20 protein-coding genes and 2 tRNA genes are annotated in these 18,012 nt (G+C 75.6%); 10 read left to right on the plus strand and 12 right to left on the minus strand.

What is annotated here, in order from left to right; all coding sequences use genetic code 11:
* Both J1M38_RS01435 and J1M38_RS01440 read right to left on the minus strand, forming a co-directional pair.
* Positions 1 to 200: response regulator transcription factor (locus J1M38_RS01435; protein WP_369334547.1), on the minus strand; the 200-nt coding region annotated here is incomplete at its 3' end.
* Positions 197 to 1,456, minus strand: coding sequence for an ATP-binding protein (locus J1M38_RS01440; RefSeq protein WP_206481385.1), 1,260 nt, complete (start codon positions 1,454 to 1,456; stop codon positions 197 to 199). The genes J1M38_RS01440 and J1M38_RS01435, both read right to left, overlap by 4 nt.
* A 96-nt stretch (positions 1,457 to 1,552) precedes the next feature.
* Here J1M38_RS01440 and J1M38_RS01445 point away from each other — a divergent pair, with 96 nt between their 5' ends.
* From J1M38_RS01445 to J1M38_RS01455, 3 genes are all read left to right on the plus strand, one after another.
* On the plus strand, positions 1,553 to 2,617 hold the full coding sequence (locus J1M38_RS01445; protein WP_206481386.1) for a PspC domain-containing protein: 1,065 nt from the start codon (positions 1,553 to 1,555) through the stop codon (positions 2,615 to 2,617).
* Positions 2,618 to 2,709: 92 nt separating this feature from the next.
* A complete protein-coding gene (locus tag J1M38_RS01450) occupies positions 2,710 to 3,741 on the plus strand; it encodes a 6-phosphofructokinase (RefSeq protein ID WP_036317733.1) in 1,032 nt (343 codons plus the stop codon).
* Complete coding sequence (locus J1M38_RS01455) at positions 3,738 to 4,490, plus strand: hypothetical protein (protein ID WP_135019253.1); 753 nt, start codon at positions 3,738 to 3,740, stop codon at positions 4,488 to 4,490. The genes J1M38_RS01450 and J1M38_RS01455 overlap by 4 nt, the downstream gene beginning before the upstream one ends.
* Positions 4,491 to 4,503: 13 nt before the next feature.
* On the opposite strand, the gene J1M38_RS01460 is transcribed toward J1M38_RS01455, so the two are convergent.
* The 3 genes from J1M38_RS01460 to J1M38_RS01470 all read right to left on the minus strand — a co-directional run bounded on the left by J1M38_RS01460 (position 4,504) and on the right by J1M38_RS01470 (position 7,371).
* Entirely contained in the window at positions 4,504 to 5,700 is a 1,197-nt protein-coding gene (locus J1M38_RS01460; protein ID WP_095694872.1) for a folate-binding protein YgfZ, read from the minus strand.
* Positions 5,697 to 6,377, minus strand: a complete 681-nt coding sequence (locus tag J1M38_RS01465) for an FABP family protein (protein ID WP_049146275.1) — start codon at positions 6,375 to 6,377, stop codon at positions 5,697 to 5,699. The genes J1M38_RS01460 and J1M38_RS01465 overlap by 4 nt, the downstream gene beginning before the upstream one ends.
* Positions 6,378 to 6,564: 187 nt before the next feature.
* Entirely contained in the window at positions 6,565 to 7,371 is an 807-nt protein-coding gene (locus J1M38_RS01470; RefSeq protein ID WP_241246385.1) for a hypothetical protein, read from the minus strand.
* A 101-nt stretch (positions 7,372 to 7,472) separates the two neighbouring features.
* Here J1M38_RS01470 and mshD point away from each other — a divergent pair, with 101 nt between their 5' ends.
* The 7 genes from mshD to asd all read left to right on the plus strand — a co-directional run bounded on the left by mshD (position 7,473) and on the right by asd (position 12,902).
* Positions 7,473 to 8,426 carry a mycothiol synthase gene (gene mshD / locus J1M38_RS01475; protein ID WP_101967409.1) on the plus strand — a complete coding sequence of 318 codons (954 nt, stop codon included), beginning with the start codon at positions 7,473 to 7,475 and terminating at the stop codon, positions 8,424 to 8,426.
* A gap of 138 nt (positions 8,427 to 8,564) precedes the next feature.
* Positions 8,565 to 9,575, plus strand: coding sequence for an NUDIX domain-containing protein (locus J1M38_RS01480; RefSeq protein WP_206481388.1), 1,011 nt, complete (start codon positions 8,565 to 8,567; stop codon positions 9,573 to 9,575).
* Between the two features lie 59 nt (positions 9,576 to 9,634).
* A complete protein-coding gene (locus tag J1M38_RS01485; RefSeq protein ID WP_041103569.1) occupies positions 9,635 to 9,991 on the plus strand; it encodes a GNAT family N-acetyltransferase in 357 nt (118 codons plus the stop codon).
* Between the two features lie 82 nt (positions 9,992 to 10,073).
* Positions 10,074 to 10,904, plus strand: a complete 831-nt coding sequence (locus J1M38_RS01490; protein ID WP_206481389.1) for a thymidylate synthase — start codon at positions 10,074 to 10,076, stop codon at positions 10,902 to 10,904.
* 22 nt (positions 10,905 to 10,926) lie between these two features.
* A complete protein-coding gene (locus J1M38_RS01495) occupies positions 10,927 to 11,487 on the plus strand; it encodes a dihydrofolate reductase (RefSeq protein WP_041103571.1) in 561 nt (186 codons plus the stop codon).
* Position 11,488: 1 nt separating this feature from the next.
* Complete coding sequence (locus J1M38_RS01500) at positions 11,489 to 11,719, plus strand: NF038396 family protein (RefSeq protein WP_041103572.1); 231 nt, start codon at positions 11,489 to 11,491, stop codon at positions 11,717 to 11,719.
* Between the two features lie 10 nt (positions 11,720 to 11,729).
* Positions 11,730 to 12,902 (plus strand): aspartate-semialdehyde dehydrogenase, encoded by a 1,173-nt coding sequence (gene asd / locus J1M38_RS01505; protein WP_061867133.1) that lies wholly within the window; start codon positions 11,730 to 11,732, stop codon positions 12,900 to 12,902.
* A 200-nt stretch (positions 12,903 to 13,102) separates the two neighbouring features.
* On the opposite strand, the gene J1M38_RS01510 is transcribed toward asd, so the two are convergent.
* The 7 genes from J1M38_RS01510 to J1M38_RS01540 form a co-directional block, all read right to left on the minus strand.
* Positions 13,103 to 14,302 (minus strand): UDP-N-acetylmuramate dehydrogenase, encoded by a 1,200-nt coding sequence (locus tag J1M38_RS01510; RefSeq protein ID WP_101965855.1) that lies wholly within the window; start codon positions 14,300 to 14,302, stop codon positions 13,103 to 13,105.
* Entirely contained in the window at positions 14,299 to 14,790 is a 492-nt protein-coding gene (locus tag J1M38_RS01515; protein WP_078025942.1) for a MaoC/PaaZ C-terminal domain-containing protein, read from the minus strand. The genes J1M38_RS01510 and J1M38_RS01515 overlap by 4 nt, the downstream gene beginning before the upstream one ends.
* Positions 14,790 to 15,239, minus strand: a complete 450-nt coding sequence (locus tag J1M38_RS01520) for a MaoC family dehydratase N-terminal domain-containing protein (RefSeq protein WP_010080353.1) — start codon at positions 15,237 to 15,239, stop codon at positions 14,790 to 14,792. The genes J1M38_RS01515 and J1M38_RS01520 overlap by 1 nt, the downstream gene beginning before the upstream one ends.
* A 40-nt stretch (positions 15,240 to 15,279) precedes the next feature.
* Entirely contained in the window at positions 15,280 to 15,573 is a 294-nt protein-coding gene (locus J1M38_RS01525) for a hypothetical protein (protein WP_041103577.1), read from the minus strand.
* Between the two features lie 89 nt (positions 15,574 to 15,662).
* A tRNA-Met gene (locus J1M38_RS01530) sits at positions 15,663 to 15,736 on the minus strand.
* Positions 15,737 to 15,796: 60 nt separating this feature from the next.
* A tRNA-Thr gene (locus J1M38_RS01535) sits at positions 15,797 to 15,868 on the minus strand.
* An 87-nt stretch (positions 15,869 to 15,955) separates the two neighbouring features.
* Positions 15,956 to 18,012, minus strand: a 2,057-nt coding sequence (locus tag J1M38_RS01540; RefSeq protein ID WP_206501153.1) for a DEAD/DEAH box helicase, incomplete at its 5' end; no start/stop codon positions are given.

Consider the following 18,012-nt stretch of genomic DNA (forward strand, 5'->3'; position numbering starts at 1 on the left):
AGAGGTGTATAAGAGACAGGGTGCACGTCCAGCAGCACCACATCCGGCGCCAGGTCCAGCACGGCGCGGACGGCCTCGTCCACGTCCCCGGCCTCACCGACGATGGCCAGTCGGTCCGGGTCCAGGTCGGCGCGCAGGCCGGAGCGGAAGATCGCGTGGTCGTCCACGATGACGGCCGTGCGCGGGGCGGGGTCGGTCATGGGTGCTCCTGTCCGGTGCGCGCTCGCGCACCCTCGGGCTCGGTCAGGGTCAGGTGGACCTCGGTGCCGCCCGGGCCGGACCGGATGCGGGCGGTCCCGCCGGCACGCTCCATGCGGCCGAGGATCGACTCCCGCACGCCGAGCCGGTCGGCCGGGACCGTGGGCAGGTCGAAGCCGGGACCGCGGTCCCGGACGAACACCTCCGCGACGGTGCGGCCGCGGTCGTCCTCACCGGCCTCCGCGAAGACCTGCGCGTCGCCGGCGTGCCGGGCCGCGTTCTGCATGGCCTCGCGCGCCGCGGCCGCGAGCGGCTCGAGCCACGCCCCCGCGGCCCGCCCCACGGCCACGACCTCCACCCGGGCCCCGTGGGCGTCCTCGACGGCGGCGGCGTGCTGGTCGAGCGCCTCCGCCAGGGAGTGCGGGCCGCCGCGGGAGTCCAGGGCGAGGAACTGACGCAGCTCACGCTCCTGGGCGCGGGCCACCCGGGCCACCGCGTCCGCGTCCTGGGCGCGCCGCTGGATGAGGGCGAGGGACTGCAGCACCGAGTCGTGCAGGTGCGCCGCGATCTCGGCGCGCTGGGCCTGCACCGCGAACGCGGTCCGCTCCGCGTCGCGTCGGCGCAGCCAGGCCAGGACGTAGGGCATGGCCACCAGCGCCGCGCCGGCGAGCATCGCGACGGCGGCCAGCAGAGCCCGCCACAGCTCGCCCGAGCTCACGGCGCCCAGGACGATGGCCAGCACCGCCAGCAGCACGAGGGCCGTGCCGAGCACGAGGCGGACCAGTCGTCCGCTCCGCCCGGCCCGGGGCCCGCCCGCCAGGTCGAGCTGCATCCAGGCCAGGCCGAGGCCGATCACGAGGACGGCCACCGGGCCCACGAGCGCCCAGTCGACGGCGAGGCCGAGGCCGTCCGCGACGGTCAGCACGCCCACGCCGAGCACCACGGCGGCCAGCAGCACCGGCCAGCCGCCCTCGCGCACCCGCTCGAGCACCTCGGGGGCGCGACCACGCAGGGTGGGGGCGTCGGCGGCGGGGGCGCCGTCCGGACCCTCCTCCGGCATGAGCAGCCAGAGCCACACGTACAGGGCCAGGCCCGCGCCGCCCAGCAGGCTCAGCAGCGCCAGGGCCGCGCGGACGCGGCCGGCGGGCATCCCGAGGTGCCGGGCGAGCCCCGCGGCGACGCCGGACACCGGACGGTCGGCCCCGTGCCGCATCAACGGCGGACGCGGGGCCGGCGCGGGCGCGGACGGGGTGGGCATGTCCCCATCCTGCCGCGTCGGACGGGGCGGCACATCCGGGGAGGATTCCGGGAGTTCCCGGATGGGCGGGGACCGGAGGCGGACGAGAATGGAGACATGACGAGCACACCCGACCCGTTCACCGGCCCCGGCCCCCACGTCGCCCCCGACGGAGCCGCCGCGGGCGAGACCGGCCCCGACGGACTGAACGCCCTGCCGGGCTGGCTGCGCCGCGCCGTCCTGAGCTGGGGCGTGCGCCGCTCGCCGGCCTCGTGGGTCGGCGGGGTGCTCGGCGGGGTGGCCGAGCGCTACCGCATCGACCCGCTGCTCGCCCGCGGCGTGTTCGTCGCCGTGTGCATGATCTCCGCGGGTCTGGGCCTGCTGGCCTACGCGGCCGCCTGGGCCGTGCTCCCCGACGCCGACGGACGCGTGCAGTTCGGCCGCCTGCGCCGCGGGGAGTGGCAGGACGCCACCGTGGCCATCGGCGTGATCGGGGCGATCGGCGCCCTCAACCTGCTGCTCGGCGCCGGGTTCACCCTCATCGCCCCGGCCGTGGGCGGCCCCGGCTCCCTCGTGGGCCTGGGCGCGCTGGCCGTGCTCGTCTGGTGGCTCGTGACCCGCTGGGACGGCCGGGCGCAGGCCCGCGTGGCCCCGGGCCGGGTCCCCGACGCCGACCAGCCCGCCCACGCCGTGCCGCGCCCGGCCTGGTACGTCGGCGGAGGTCCGCGCGAGCGGGCGGCCGAGGTCACCGACCCGCACGGCTTCCGCCCCGAGTGGATCGACCCCGCGACCGGCACCTGGCGCGACCACGTCCACTCCCGCGAGCGGCGAGCCGCGGCGCGCCTGGCCGAGGAGGCCCCCCGGGCGGCCACCGCCCCGACCGGCTCGGGGTCCGCAGCCACGGCCGCAAAGCCGCGCCTCGGGCCGATCGCGCAGGCCGCCACCTACGCCGGGGCCGTCCTCGCCGCGCTCGCCGCCCTCGGGATCAGCCTGCTGCTCGGTGTCGGTCCGACCCCCACGCTGCTGGCGGTGCCGATGCTCGTGGCCGCGCTCGCGGTGATCGCCCCCGTCATGCTGGGCGCTCTGCTCAGCGGCCGTCGTCCCGGCACCCTCGGCCCGGCGAGCGGCATCCTCGTGGGTGCGACGGCCCTCCAGGTCGCCGTCCTCGTGGCCCTCGGCTGACCCGCCGCCCGTCGCCCGTCCCCTGACGCGACGGGGCGGGCGCGCCTAGGGTGGTGCCAACCCCCCGCACGAGAACGCCCGAGAGGACCCCCATGCGCGTCGGAATGCTCACCTCCGGAGGCGACTGCCCCGGGCTCAACGCCGTCATCCGCTCCGCCGTCCTGCACGGCATCAAGTCGTACGACATGGAGATGGTGGGCATCCGCAACGGGTGGTCCGGCCTGATCGAGAAGGACGTCGAGGACCTGCCCCGCTCCCGCGTGCGCGGCCTGGCCCGCACCGGCGGCACCATCCTCGGCACCTCCCGCACGCACCCCTACAACGCGGAGGGCGGCGGCCCGGAGAACATGCTCCGCAACCTGCGCGAGCTGGACATCGACGCCGTCATCGCGATCGGCGGCGAGGGCACCCTGGCCGGCGCGAACCGCCTGGCCGCGGACGGGCTGCCGATCGTGGGCGTGCCCAAGACGATCGACAACGACCTGCAGGGCACCGACTACACGTTCGGCTTCGACACGGCCGTGCAGATCGCCACGGACGCCATGGACCGGCTGCGCACCACGGGCGAGTCCCACCACCGCTGCATGGTCGCCGAGGTCATGGGCCGCCACGTCGGCTGGATCGCCCTGCACTCGGGCATGGCCGCCGGCGCCCACGCGATCCTCATCCCCGAGGTCCGCACCCCGATGTCCCAGGTCGCCGAGTGGGTGCAGCAGGTCCACGACCGCGGTCGCTCCCCGCTGGTCGTGGTGGCGGAGGGCTTCGTCCCCGAGGGCCACGACGACCCGCTGGCCGAGGCCGGCGTCGAGGCGTCCGGCCGGCCGCGTCTGGGCGGCATCGGCGAGTGGGTGACCCGCGAGATCGAGGAGATGACCGGCATCGAGACGCGCAGCACCATCCTGGGCCACATCCAGCGCGGCGGCGCCCCCACCGCCACGGACCGCGTGCTCTCCACGCGCTTCGGCATGGGCGCCGTCGACCTCGTCGCCCAGCGCCGCTGGGGACAGATGGTGGCGGCCAACGGCACGGAGATCATCTCCATCCCCATGAGCGCCGCCCTCAAGGGCCTCAAGAAGGTGCCGGTCTCCCGCTACGACGAGGCGAAGATCCTGTTCGGCCGGTGAGACCCGACCACCCCGCCGTCGGCGTGCTGGCCCTCGGGCTGGCGCGTCGGCTCGGCCTGCCCGACACCGCGCTCCTGCCCGGCGACGCCCCGGCGGCGGGCGCCGAGCCGCGCCGCATCGAGGTGGCCCGGCAGGATGTGGCCGAGGCGGAGGTGCTGGCCCTGCCCTGGGCCACCGTCGTGGCGGGGCCGGCGTGGTTCACGCGTGCCTGCCGCGGCGTGCCCGCCGAGGCGCTGGGCGTGGAGTCGGCCCTGCTGCGGACGGCGGTGCGCGCCGCCGCCGGGGAGGCCGTGCGCTCCCGCGGCGAGTTCACGCTCTACGCCGCCGAGGAACCGCCGCCGGTCGACCCCTCGCGCACCGTCGCCGTGTCCGACGACCCCACCCACGTCCACGCCGTGGTCGCGCAGGCCCCCGCAGACGACGTGGCCGAGGCGGGTGTCCCCTCCTGGGAGTCCTCGGTCGCGCTCGTTCCCGACGACGGCGCGGGACGGGCGATCGAAGCCGCGGTGGCGGCGGCGGGGCATCGCGTGACGGGCGGCGTGCTGGCCTCGCTGGGCACCCTCACCCCACCGCGGCTGCGCGGTCGTGGGCTCGGCCGCTACGCGGTGGCCGTGGCGATGGACCGGGCGGCGCTGGAGGGGCTGCTGCCGTTCGCCGAGGTGCCGGCGGGCCACACAGCCGCGCACCACGTGGCGATCGCCGTCGGGCTGGAGGCGGCGGGCACGCGGACCGTCCTCGCGCTGGACTGAGCCGGCGAGTCGGTCAGCGCAGGCGGCCCACGCCGCGCGGTCGGCCGACGACCTGCCCGGCGTCCGGGGACACGAGCGGCTCCTGGCTCGCGGCGATCCAGCCGCCCTCGGCGGCACCGTCCTCGCCGGGAGCGTCCTCGCGGACCAGCAGCTCGGCGTCCACGGGCACCGTGCGCTTGAGCAGCGCCAGGGCGACGGCGCCCGCCTCATGGTGCTGGGCCGCGGCGGTGACCGTCCCCACCGGACGGGCGGCGGCGCGGGCCTCGGGCGTGTCCTCGGCCGGCCGGAGGATCACGGGGGCACCGTGCTCGGGGAGCGCGTGGACGGAGCCGTCCAGGAGCAGGCGGGTGAGGCGGCGGGGCGGGCGGCCCAGGTTGTGCACGCGCGCCACGGTCTCCTGACCGCGGTAGCAGCCCTTCTCGAGGTGCACGGCGGTGCGCAGCAGGTCCAGCTCGTGCGGGATCGCGCGGTCGTCCACGTCGAGGGCCCGGCGGGGGCGGCCGGCCTCGATGCGCAGCGCCTCGGCCGCCGTCGTGCCCGCCAGGGACCAGCCCGCGAGCACGCCCGTGCCGAGCGCGCGGACGGTGGCCTCGAGGTCGGCCCGGGTGACGAGGTACTCGCGCCAGGACCAGTCCGCACCCGGGTGGGTCGCCGGATCCGGATCGGCCGTGTAGGCCCAGCCGCCCGCCCCGACGCGCGGCCACGGGTCCAGCCACACGGTGCGGTCCTCCCAGCCGGGCACGGGCGCGGTGGCGCCCACGACGGCGACCGCCCCAGTGTGGTCCCGCAGCGTGACGTCGTGGGAGAAGCGCATCGAGGTGAGCCACGCGGCGAGGCCCGGGCCGTCCTCGCGGTCCGTGACGAGCCAGGCCGCGGCGCCGTCCTCGAGCAGGTGGGCGGCGTGCTCGATCCGCCCCTGCACGTCGAGGAAGAGGATCTCGGTGCTTGTGCCGGGGGGCAGCGTCTCGACGTGCTGCGTGCCGAGCGTGTGCAGCCAGCTCAGCCGGTCCGGGCCGGACACGGAGAGTACGGCCCGGTGGGAGAGGTCGACCAGGGCGCGGCCCCGGGCGAGGGCGCGCTGCTCGGGCAGGGGGCGACCGTAGTGCGCGGCGACGCCGGCGTCCGGGCCGCGGCCCTCGACGGCGCCGCCGGCCGGCCCCTGCGGCTCGGCCACGGCCAGGTCCAGCAGCGGGCTGCGGGAGGCCGTCACGACTGCTCCCCGTGCTTCCGCCCGCCGGCGCCGCGAGGACGCTCGGCCCCCGGGGCGAGCCGACCCTCGGCCGCGCTCGGCATGCGGTCCAGGATGGCGGAGGCGTGCGCCTGGAGCTCGGCGCCCGCGGCGTCCGCGACGTCCCAGCGCCAGAACAGCTGCCCGTTCACGAGACCGGCCATGCGTGTGGCCCGGTGGTACGGGCCGGCGGCGGAGCCGCGCAGGATCGCCTCCGTGGCCAACTGCAGCTGCGGGCCCTTGATGCGGCCGTAGTACAGCTCGGACAGCGAGCCCGGATGCGTGATGGTGGCGGTCAGGCCGAAGCCCTCGTCGCCGGCGCGCAGCCGCTCGACGTCCTCGGCGGAGCGGAACGCGGGGACGATGTCCGCCGGGCGCATGCCGGGGCCGACGTCGCCGTCGCGCCGCTCCCGGTCCACCTGCCAGAAGCCGGACTCGACGGTCAGCGGACGCAGCAGCGTGCCGTCCGCCTCGCACAGCCACGATTCCGCGCGGTACTCCACGAACGGCAGACCGTGCTCGGTGAAGTCCACCCGCTGGTAGAAGATCTCGGTGTCGGCGGAGCCGTCGCCGAGGCGGCCCTGGCCCTCCCAGCTGCCGATGAGCCAGGACAGGGGGGCGAGCTCTGGGGTGAGGTCGTACGGGAGTTCAGTCGCCATGGCAGATCACGGCGCGGCCCGCCAGCGGGCCGCGCGTCCTCAGCGCTGGCCCTTGAAGAGGCCGTTGATGACGACCGCGGCGACGGCGGCCATGCCCAGGCCGGCCAGGACCACGAGGGCCAGGAAGAAGATCTCGAGCGCAAGAAGGGTATCCATGCGGGACATCCTACCGAGCGGGTCGGACCTGTCAGGCCAGGAAGCCCACCATGACGTGCGCCACGACGCCGGCCGCTCCCACGGGCGCCAACGCGAGGGCGTAGCCCGCCCGGCGCGGGCGCAGGGTGGTGCCCACCGGCCGGTCCTCGGGCCGCGGCCGCGACGACGGCGCCGTGGCGGCGGTCAGGGACACCAGCACGGCCACCGCGAGCGCCGCGGCCATGACGGCCGGCCGGTCCCGGGCGCCCACGCCGGCCAGCGCGGAGACGGGCCACGCGAGCACCGTGCCGAGGGGGATGACGACGAGCGCCAGGACTCCCGGCCGGCCCTGCATCCACGGGGTGAGGCCGACGAGGGAGACCGCGGCCACCGTGACCGCCAGCGTGATGACCAGCCCGGCGACCGCAGGGGTGTCGGTCCAGCGTGAGACGGCCACCCAGCACGCCGTCACGACGGCCATGAACGCCCCGCCCATCGTGGCGACGGTGGACTCGAGGCGCAGCGGCCGGCCGGTCCCGCGCACCAGCTGGACGACGAACGAGGCCATGGTGCTCCAGGCGACGACGACGGCGAGCGGCTCGAAGAGCGTCCAGGCCCCGCTGTGGCCGTCCTCGAGCGGCGGCCACAGCAGCATGAGCAGCACCGCGATGCCCCCGGCGACGGCCAGGGTGACGCTGAGCGAGAGGCGCGCGGGCGCCCCCATCTGCCGCGGCCAGCCCCAGGCGATGACCAGGATCACGACGGCGGCGGCGAGGGCGGCGGGGACCGGGCCCAGCAACGCGGCACCGCCCAGGACGAGGGCGGCGACGGCCGCACTCAGGGCCATGGACAAGCGCATCACCTGCCCCATCCTGCCAGGTGCGCACCGGCTCGGCCCTGGGCGGGCGACGGCGGGGCGCACCTCGCGGGCCACCGTCCTCCTTCCGTAGGGTGGCCGGCATGGCCGAACACCCCACCCCCACGACCTCCGACGCCGACGGCATGCCGCGCGTCGTCACCCCGCGCCCGGAGGAGGCGAGCGCCGTCCTGGACCTGGCCGACCGCGCCGGGGCGGCGGACGGTCATCCCCCGCTGTCGGACCAGACGCGCGTGCTGCTCGCCCGCGGCGGGCAGCTCTGGTGGGGGGCCACCCGGGGCCCGGACGGCGCGATCGACGGGGCGGCCGTGCTCGTGCCCGAGGGCGCGGCGGCGGTGCTCGAGCTCGTCGTCGACCCGACCGCACGCCGCACCGGCCGGGGGACGGTCCTGGCCGACGCCGCGGCCGCCGCGGTCCGGGACCTGGCGCGGGAGGAGACCACGAGCGTCTGGGCCCACGGCATGCTCCCGGGGGCGGTCCGGCTCGCCCGGCGGCACGGCCTCGAGCCCGTCCGCGAGCTGCGCCGGATGCGCCTGTCGCACGCGGCGCTCGCGGCCCTGCCGGAGGTGCGGCTAGCCGACGGGGTGGCCCTGCGCGGCTTCGTCCCCGGCCAGGACGAGCAGGCCTGGCTGGACGTGAACGCCGCCGCCTTCGCGGACCACCCCGAACAGGGCAGCCTGACCCGCGCCGACCTCGACGACCGCATGGCGGAGGACTGGTTCGACGCCGACGGCCTCCTGCTCGCCGCCCGCGAGGCGGACGGGCGGCTGCTCGGCTTCCACTGGACGAAGGTGGAGCCGGATGCCGGAGCCGACGGCCCGCGCGTCGGGGAGGTGTACGCCGTGGGCGTCTCCCCCGACGCCCAGGGCCTCGGCCTCGGTCGGGCCCTGACGCTGGCGGGGCTGCACCGGATGGCGGAGCAGGGAGTCGACGTCGTGGACCTGTACGTGGACGCGGACAACACGGCCGCCGTCGCGCTCTACGCGTCCCTCGGCTTCGAGCTGTTCGCCGCCGACGCCCAGTACCGCCGCCCCTGAGACCCTCGGGCGGGGACCGGCCGGGCACATCCCGGCGGCCTCGTATCCTGGTGAGGCCGGCCCCCGTGGGGTCGGCCACGCCCCGTGCCCTGCCCCAGCAGTCGTCGCGGCCGCCGCACCCCGAGAGGAACCCGCCCCATGCCTTCGTCCCACGTCGACCGCGTCGCCCGCTGGTCCACGGAGGACCGCGCCTCGGAAGGCCCCCGCGCCGAGGTGCTGGCCGCCGGCATGCTGCCGTGGCGCCGCGTGCCCGGCGGCCTCGAGGTGATGGTGATCCACCGGCCCCGCTACGACGACTGGTCGTGGCCCAAGGGCAAGCTCGATCCGGGTGAGACGCTGCCGGAGTGCGCGGTGCGCGAGCTGCGCGAGGAGGTCGGCCTGGAGCTGCGGCCGGGCATCCCGCTGTGCGTGACCGCGTACGAGGTGCCCGGCAAGCGGGGCGTACGTCAGAGCAAGGAGGTCTGGTACTGGGCCGCCGAGGTCGACGGCCAGCGCGCCCTCCCCGACGGCGACGAGGTGGACGAGGTCCGCTGGGTCGGGCCGGACGAGGCCCGGCGGCTGCTGACGAACGGCTCGGATCACGAACCGCTCGACCTGCTGCTGCGTGCCGCCTCCCGGGGGCGCCTGCGGACCGTGCCGCTGCTGGTGCTGCGCCACGCCAAGGCCAAGCCCCGCTCCTCGTGGTCCCGCGCCGAGCAGGAGCGTCCGCTGGCGGCGACGGGCCGGCGGCAGGCGCTCGCCGTCGAGGGCCTCGTGGCGGCCTGGCGGCCGGAGCGGCTGGTCTCCTCCCCGTGGCGCCGCTGCGTGGAGACGCTGGCCCCGCTCGTGAAGTCCAGCCGGCTGCCGCTGAAGACCAAGGGCGCGTTCACGGAGACCACGGCCCGGGAGAAGCCCAAGAAGACCCGCAAGGTGATGGCCGAGCTCATGGGCCGCTCCCGGCCGCTGGTCGTGTGCACGCACCGGCCGGTGCTGCCGACGCTGTTCGAGGTGGTCGAGGACGCGGCCGCCGGCCAGGCGGACCGCGTGCTGCGGGCCCTGCCGACCGAGGACCCGTGGCTGCGGCCCGGCGCTGTGCTCGTGGCGCACCGCGCGCTCGACCTCGACGGCGACGTGGTGGCCGTCGAGGTCTACGACCCCTGGGACGACTGAGCCGCCCGCGCGACCGGGCCACCGTTGAGCGGGCCCGCCCCCGGCCCTAGGCTCGGGTCATGGAGAACACCGCCGCCCAGAGCCAGCCCGAGAAGATCGTCCACGAGCGCCTCACGGTGACCCGGGACCCGGACCGTCAGCGCTTCGAGCTGCGCCAGGACGGGACCTTCATCGGGTTCCTCGGCTACGACCAGGAGACCGTGCGCGGCGCGGACGGCGAGGACACCGTGGTCCTGCGCCTGCAGCACACCATCATCGACGAGCAGTTCGGCCGCCGCGGCTACGCCCGCGCCCTCGTGACCATGGTCCTGGACCGGCTGCGCGCGGAGGGTGACCGGATCGTGCCCGAGTGCTCCTACGTGGAGGACTACCTGCGCCGCTACCCCGAGTACCAGGACATGGTCTTCCACGGCTGACCGGGGGCGGGGCCCTGCCCTGCCGGTACCCGCCTCCGCCGGGCCGTCGACGACGCTCAGCGCGTCCGCTCGGATCGCTAGAGTGGACCGGGTGAGCATCCCCACCCCCTACGAGGACCTCCTCGCCGACGTGATGGCCCACGGGGCCGTCAAGACGGACCGGACCGGCACGGGCACGCGCAGCGTGTTCGGCCGCCAGCTGCGCTTCGACCTGGCCGAGTCCTTCCCGCTGATCACGACCAAGCGCGTGCACTTCAAGTCGGTCGCGCTCGAGCTGCTGTGGTTCCTGCGCGGGGACTCGAACGTGCGGTGGCTCCAGGAGCGCGGCGTGCGGATCTGGAACGAGTGGGCGGACGAGGACGGCGAGCTCGGCCCCGTCTACGGCGTGCAGTGGCGCTCGTGGCCCACCCCGGACGGGGGCCACATCGACCAGATCGCCAAGGTCGTGGAGCAGATCCGGACGAACCCCGACTCGCGCCGGCACATCGTCACCGCGTGGAACCCCGCCGAGGTGGACGAGATGGCGTTGCCGCCGTGCCACGCGCTGTTCCAGTTCTACGTCTCCCCCGGTCAGGACGGCGCCCCCGGGCGGCTCTCATGCCAGCTCTACCAGCGCTCGGCGGACCTGTTCCTCGGCGTGCCGTTCAACATCGCCTCGTACGCGCTGCTCACGGTGATGGTCGCGCAGCAGACCGGGTTGACGCCCGGCGAGTTCGTGTGGACCGGTGGGGACGCGCACATCTACGCGAACCACGAGGAGCAGGTGCGCGAGCAGCTCTCCCGCGAGCCGTACCCGTACCCGCGGCTGCGGCTGCGGCGCACCCCCGCGTCGATCTTCGACTACGACTACGAGGACTTCGAGGTCCTCGACTACCGTCACCACCCCACCATCACGGCGCCGATCGCCGTCTGAGCCGAGGATGCGCAGCGACCCCATGAGCCGGGCCACCCGTCCCACCGAGCCCGTGATCGCCATGATCTGGGCCCAGACCCCCGAGCGCGTCATCGGCCGCGACGGCACCATGCCGTGGCACGTGCCCGAGGACCTCGCCCACTTCCGGGCCCACACGCACGGCCACCCCGTGATCATGGGCCGGCGCACGTGGGAGTCGTTCCCGGCGCGGTTCCGCCCGCTGCCCGGGCGCACGAACATCGTGGTCTCCCGCACCCTGACGGCCACCGAGGAGGCCGGCGCGGAGCTGCGGGCCGCGGGTGCCGTCGTCGTGCCGGGCTTCGGGGCGGCCCTGGCCGCCGCGGCCGAGGCCGACGGCTGTGACACCGTGTGGGTGATCGGCGGGGCGACCCTCTACGAGCAGGCCCTCGACGTGGCCTCGCGCGCCGAGGTGACCGTGATCGACGCCGACGTCGACGGCGACACGCACGCCCCGCCGCTCGACGCCCGCTGGCGGCGCACCGCCGTCGACCCCGCCCCCGACGCGTGGCTGGACTCCGCCTCCGGCCCGCGCCACCGCTTCGAACGATGGGAACGCGACTGACATGGCCTCGACCGACTCCGACCAGCGTCTGCTCTCCCCGCAGGCGGTCTCGTTCCTCGCGCTCGTCGCCCTGCCCGTGCTGGCGTTCGTGTGCGCCGTGTTCGGGCTGATCCTCGTGCTGCAGGGCAAGACCCTCGCCGGGCTGGTGTTCCTGCTCGTGCTGACCCAGGTGTTCGCCGTGGGCGGTCTCATCGCGTGGAACAAGCGGAAGCGCGCGCAGCAGGGCCGCTAGCCTGGAGGGCATGACTTCCGCTGCCCCCGCATCTGTGAACGCCCCCGACGCGGCCGCCGTGCCCACCGTGGGCCTGGTCGGCTGGCGCGGCATGGTGGGGTCCGTCCTCCTGCAGCGCATGGCCGAGGAGGGCGACTTCGCCCGTATCCATCCCGTCTTCTTCTCCACGTCCAACGCCGGCGGTCCCGCGCCCGTGCTCGAGGGCATGGCCGGTGACCCGGGCGTGCTCCAGGACGCGTACGACGTGGACGCGCTCAAGGCCCTGCCCGTGATCCTCACCGCGCAGGGCGGGGACTACACGCAGGCCGTGTACCCGAAGCTGCGCGCCGCCGGCTGGGACGGCATCTGGATCGACGCCGCCTCCACCCTGCGCATGGCGGACACCTCCGTGATCGCGCTGGACCCCGTGAACCGCGGCGTCATCGACGCCGCCCTGGCGAACGGGACGAAGGACTTCATCGGCGGCAACTGCACCGTCTCCTGCATGCTCATGGGCCTGGGGGGCCTGTTCAAGGCGGGCCTGGTCGAGTGGGGCACCGCCATGACCTACCAGGCGGCCTCCGGCGGCGGCGCCCGGCACATGCGCGAGCTGCTCACCCAGTACGCCGAGCTGGGCGGCGCGGTGCGGGCCGAGCTGGCCGATCCGGCGTCGGCGATCCTCGAGATCGACCGCAAGGTGATCGAGCTGCAGCGCGGCGGCCTGGACTCGACGCAGTTCGGCGTGCCGCTGGGTGGCTCGCTGATCCCCTGGATCGACTCCGACCTGGGCGACGGCGTCTCCCGCGAGGAGCGCAAGGCCTACGACGAGACCAACAAGGTGCTCGGACTGACCGGGGCGGACCGGATCCCGTTCGACTCGCTGTGCGTGCGGATCGGCGCCATGCGCTCCCACTCGCAGGCCCTCACCCTCAAGCTCACCCGGGACGTGCCGCTGGACGAGGTCGAGCAGATCATCGCCGCGGACAACGAGTGGGTGCAGGTGGTGCCGAACACCAAGGAGGCCACGGTCACCGACCTGACCCCGATCGCCGCGACCGGCACCCTGCAGATCCCCGTCGGCCGGCTGCGCAAGCTCAACATGGGTCCCGAGTACCTGTCGGCGTTCACCGTCGGCGACCAGCTGCTGTGGGGTGCGGCCGAGCCCGTGCGCCGCATGCTGATGATCGCCACCGGCAACCTCTGAGCCGCGACGCCGGCGCGGCGGCGCGCACCCGGCCCAGCCCCGGCCCCCGTACCCCCCCGCCCCCGGCCCCCGTTTTCGTTCGGGAAACGGCGGGTGTTCGGTCGTTGTCGTTCGGGAAACGGCGCCCGCCCCGCCAAGGGGCGCCGTTTCCCGAACGAAAGCACTCCTGGGGGCGCCGTTTCCCGAACGAAAGTGAGGGGTCAGAGGCTGGTGCCGATGATCATCGGCTCGGGGTGCAGCTCGACGCCGAAGCGTTCGCGCACGCCGTCGCGCACGGTGCGCGCGACCGTCAGGACGTCCTCGGTGGTCGCGTCGCCGCGGTTGGTCATGGCGAGGGTGTGCTTCGTGGACACCGACGCGCGGCCCCCGGCCAGGCCGGTGCCGTCGGCTCCGCGGCCGTCCGGCCCGCCCTCGCGGGGGGCGACCTCGGGCAGCCCGAAGCCCTTCGCGAAGCCCGCGCGATCGATCAGCCAGGCCGCCGAGAGCTTCACGAGCGGCGTCCCGTCCTCGGCCTGGCCGGCGGCGAACGCCGGGGCGCCGTCGGGCAGGGAGGCCCGCACGGACGCGGGCACGATCGGGTTTGTGAAGTAGCTGCCCGTGGACCACGTGTCCGGGTCCGCCGGATCGGACACCATCCCCTTGGCGGCGCGCAGGGCCAGCACCTCGCGGCGGACCACCGCGAGCGGGGCATGGGCGCCCTCCTCGACGTCGAGCGCGGCCGCCAGCTGCCCGTAGCGGACCGGCACCGTCGGCTCGGCGTCGGAGGAGGCGCGACGCAGCCGCAGGTCGATCGAGAGCACGATCCACCGGGGACTCGGCGCGCCGGTCTCCAGCATGGAGCGCTTGATCACGGAGTCGCGGTAGCCGAAGCGCAGGTCCGCGGGCGTCAGCTCGACGACGTCGCCCGCCTCCCGGTCCCACGCGCGCAGGGCGACGAGCACCTGCGAGACGTCCGCGCCGTACGCGCCGACGTTCTGCACGGGCGTCGCGCCGGCCGAGCCCGGGATGCCCGAGAGCGCCTCGATCCCGCCGAGCCCGTGCGCCACGGTCCATGCGACGGCGTCGTCCCACGGGTGGCCCGCCGCGATCCGCACGACGACGGCCTCCCCCTCGTGGTCCGCGGACCGGGCCCCGTCGCCGGCGGGCGGCGTCTCGCCCTCGCCGGGCAGCGGCCCGTCCAGCACGTGGATGCCCTCGAAGGCCAGCCGCACGACGGTGCCGGGGAAGCCGGCGTCCGCCATGAGGGTGTTGGAACCGCCGCCGAGGACGAACAGGGGCTCGCCCGCCGCGTCGGCGGCGCGCACGGCCTCGATCGCCTCGGCCTCGGTGCGCGCGGTGACCCACGCGCGCGCAGGCCCGCCGACGCGGGTGGTGGTGTGGTCCGCCAGCCGCTCGCTCACGCGCTCTCCCCCGCGGGGTCGGCCAGACGGACCACGGCCTGCGCCTTGGTCAGCACGCGCGGCTTCGCCGCGTCCGGGTTGGTGACGTTCAGGTCGATCCGCACGGTCCCGGCGGCCTCGTCCACGGCGCCGACCGTGCCGACGACCTCGAGCGTGGCGCCGGGGACGGGCGCGCCGTCGTCGTCCGTGCGCCCCGTGGTGTCCGCGACGGGCACCATGCCGGTGAAGCGGGTCTGGTAGTCGACGACGGCGCCCGGGTCGCCCGCCCAGTCCGAGACGAGCTGCACGGCCGCGCCCATGGTGAGCATCCCGTGGGCGATGACGCCGGGCAGGCCGACGTGCTCGGCGAACGACGGGGACCAGTGGATCGGGTTGCGGTCGCCGGAGGCACCCGCGTAGGCGACGAGGTCGGCGCGGGTGAACGTGACGGTGCGCGTGCCGACCACCTCGCCCCGGGCGAGGTCGGACAGGCGGGGGGCGGTGCTCATCAGGACTCCTCTCCCCGGACCAGCAGGGTGGACGTGACGGTGGAGACGGCCGCGCCGTCCAGATCCGCGATCTCGGTGACGGTGGTGACCATGCGGTTGCCGCCGAGGGACTTCACGGCCTCGACCCGCACGGTCGCCACGACCTCGTCCCCGGCCACCAGCGGGCGGTGGTGGACGAAGCGCTCGTCCGCGTGGACCACGCGCGAGAAGTCGATGCCCAGCTCGGGATCGGCGACGACGGCGGCCTCGGCGCGCTGGGCGATGACGACGGCGAAGGTCGGGGGGGCGACCAGGTCGGCGTGTCCCAGGGCCCGGGCGGCCGCGACGTCGTGGTGCGCGGGATGCTGGGCCTGCACGGCCTCGGCGAAGCCGCGGACCGCCTCACGACCGACCTGGAAGGGGGGCGCGGGCGGATAGCTCCGCCCGGCGACGTCGGGGTTCACGCTCAACTCGGGCCTCCTGCGGGACGGTTCTCGACTGCCGTCCAGCCTAACGGCCGGGGCGCCGCTCCCCCTGCCGGCGGGCGGCCTGGCGGAAGCGCACGAGCTGAGCGGACAGGTGAACGGCGACGCCCGCGCCGAGCACGCCCAGGGCGGTCCCGGAGACGGCGAGGCGTCCGGTGGTGCCGCCGACGACCGCCAGCACGATGCCCACGAGGAACAGCGCGGAGCCGGTCAGCACGAGGGTCCGGTACAGCCGGGAGCCGTGCTCCCACGGGGAGACGAAGCCGCGGGGCGCGGCGGTGCCGCGGGTGGGCTGGTGGGCGGGGCGACGCGTGGACATGCCCGCCAGGCTACCGGGGCGACGGACGGGCCCCGGAACGCGAAAGGACCCGGCCCCTCCGAGGAGGTGACCGGGTCCGTCCGATTCCGTAGCGGCGGGGGGACTCGATCCCCCGACCTCACGATTATGAGTCGTGCGCTCTAACCAGCTGAGCTACGCCGCCACGACACGAGAACGCCCGCACTCACGGTTTTCACGCCGCGAGGGCGGGCTCTCATGTCAGAGCCCCGACCGGGAATCGATCCCGGGACCTCCATCTTACCAAGATGGCGCTCTACCACTGAGCTATCGGGGCAACGAGGTGAGACTCTACCAGGGCCCCGGGGCCGATGCAAAATCGGCCCCGGTCACGGCCTCCGGCGGGGTCGGCACCCCGGCGGAATCAGCGGCGGGCGCCCCGATCCGAGCGCTCCTGGGCGCCCCAGCGGGGCTTGCGGCCGCCGGGGCGTCCCCTGCGGTCGCCACGGAAGCTGCGGTCGTCCCGGTCCTTGCGGAAGCCGCCACGATCCTCGCGGGAGCCGCGGTCGTCCCGGTCCTTGCGGTACCCGCCGCGCTGGCCGCCGTCGCGGTCCCCGCGGAAGCCGCCGCGCTCGCCGCGCTCGCCGCGGTCCTTGCGGAAGCCGCCGCGGCGCTCACCGCGGTCCTCGCCGTCGCGCTCGGCGCGGGTCGGGCGGCCGGTGTCCTTGCGCAGGCCGAGGCGACGGCCGTTGATCTCGGCGTTGGCCGCGGCCTCGAGCTGGGCCGAGGTCAGGTCCGCCGGCAGCTCGACGAGCGAGTGGTTGCCACGCAGGTCGATCGCGCCGATGGCCGAGGCGGGCAGGCCCACCTCGTTCGCCAGCGCGCCCACGATGTTGCCCGGCCGCACACGGTCCTGGTGGCCGACGGCGATCCAGTACGTCGCGTTGCCGGCCGCGGGCTCCCGGGCCGGGCCACGCGAGCCGCGGCCGTCGCTCGCGCCGCGCTCACGGCCGCCGTCGCGCCCACCCTCGCGACCGCCGTCGCGGTCCTTGCGGCCCCGGCCGCCGCCGGACGGGATCTCCTGTTCGCGGGCCAGCAGCGGGCGGCCGCCCTGGGCCATCATGCCCAGCGCGGCGGCCACACGCGCCGGCTCGACCTCGTGCTCGTCGACGTACGCGGCGACGATCTCACCGAACACCGCCAGCTCCTCCTCCGAGGCGCGCTCGAGGGTGCGGGTGATGCCGTCGGCGAAGCGGCGCTTGCGGGCCGCGTTGACGTCGGCGACGGAGGGCACGGCCATCTCCTCGACCTGCTGGCGGGTGGTCCGCTCGATCTGCTTGAGCAGGAAGCGCTCGCGCGGGGTCATGAAGAGCACGGCGTCGCCCTGCCGGCCGGCGCGGCCGGTGCGGCCGATGCGGTGCACGTAGGACTCCGCGTCCTGCGGAATGTCGTAGTTGACCACGAGCGAGATGCGCTCGACGTCGAGGCCGCGGGCGGCGACGTCGGTGGCCACGAGGATGTCCACGCGGCCGGCCTTCAGGTCCTCGACGGTCTTCTCGCGCTGCTTCTGGGCGACGTCGCCGGAGATGGCCACGGCCTTGAACCCGGCGCGCGTGAGCTTCTGGGCGAGCTCCTCGGTACCGGCACGGGTGCGCACGAAGGCGATGACGCCGTCGTGCTCCTCGGTCTCGAGGATCCGGCTCAGGGCCTCGAACTTCCACTGGTGACCCACCTGCAGGTAGCGCTGGCGGATGGTGGCGGACGTCGTCGACTGACGGGCGACGGCCACCTCCTCCGGGGCGTTCAGGTACTGGGCGGAGATGCGGCGGATGGCCGGGGGCATGGTGGCGGAGAACAGCGCGGTCTGCTTCGTGTCCGGGGTGGAGGCGAGGATGCGGTCCACCTCCTCCGCGAAGCCCATGCGCAGCATCTCGTCCGCCTCGTCCAGCACGAGGGTCTGCAGGTCGGAGAGGTCCAGCGAGCCGCGCTCGAGGTGGTCGATCACGCGGCCCGGCGTGCCGACGACGACCTGGGCGCCGCGGCGCAGCGCGGAGAGCTGGGGGCCGTAGGGCGAACCGCCGTAGACGGCCAGCACGGACACGTCGCCGAGATGCTTGGCGTACGCGTCGAAGGCCTCGGCGAGCTGGAGCGCGAGCTCGCGCGTGGGGGCCAGGGCGAGGATCTGCGGGGCGTTGGCGCGCCCGTTGACGTCCGAGGCCTCCGCCAGGCGGGAGAGCGCCGGCAGCGCGAACGCGCCGGTCTTGCCGGTGCCGGTCTGGGCGAGGCCCACGACGTCGCGGCCGTCCAGCAGCAGCGGGATGGTCGCCTCCTGGATCGGCGAGGGGCGGGTGTAGCCCAGGTCCTCGACGGCGGCCAGCACGCGGGCGTCCAGGCCGAGGTCCAGGAAGGTGGGGCCGGCGGGCCCGGCCGGGGCCTCGGGGGCGGCGGGCTCGGCGGCGTCGACCTGCGGGACGGTCCCGG

Origin of the sequence: Micrococcus sp. KRD070 (genome assembly GCF_017168435.1) — a bacterium.
Taxonomy (GTDB): Bacteria; Actinomycetota; Actinomycetes; order Actinomycetales; family Micrococcaceae; genus Micrococcus; species Micrococcus luteus.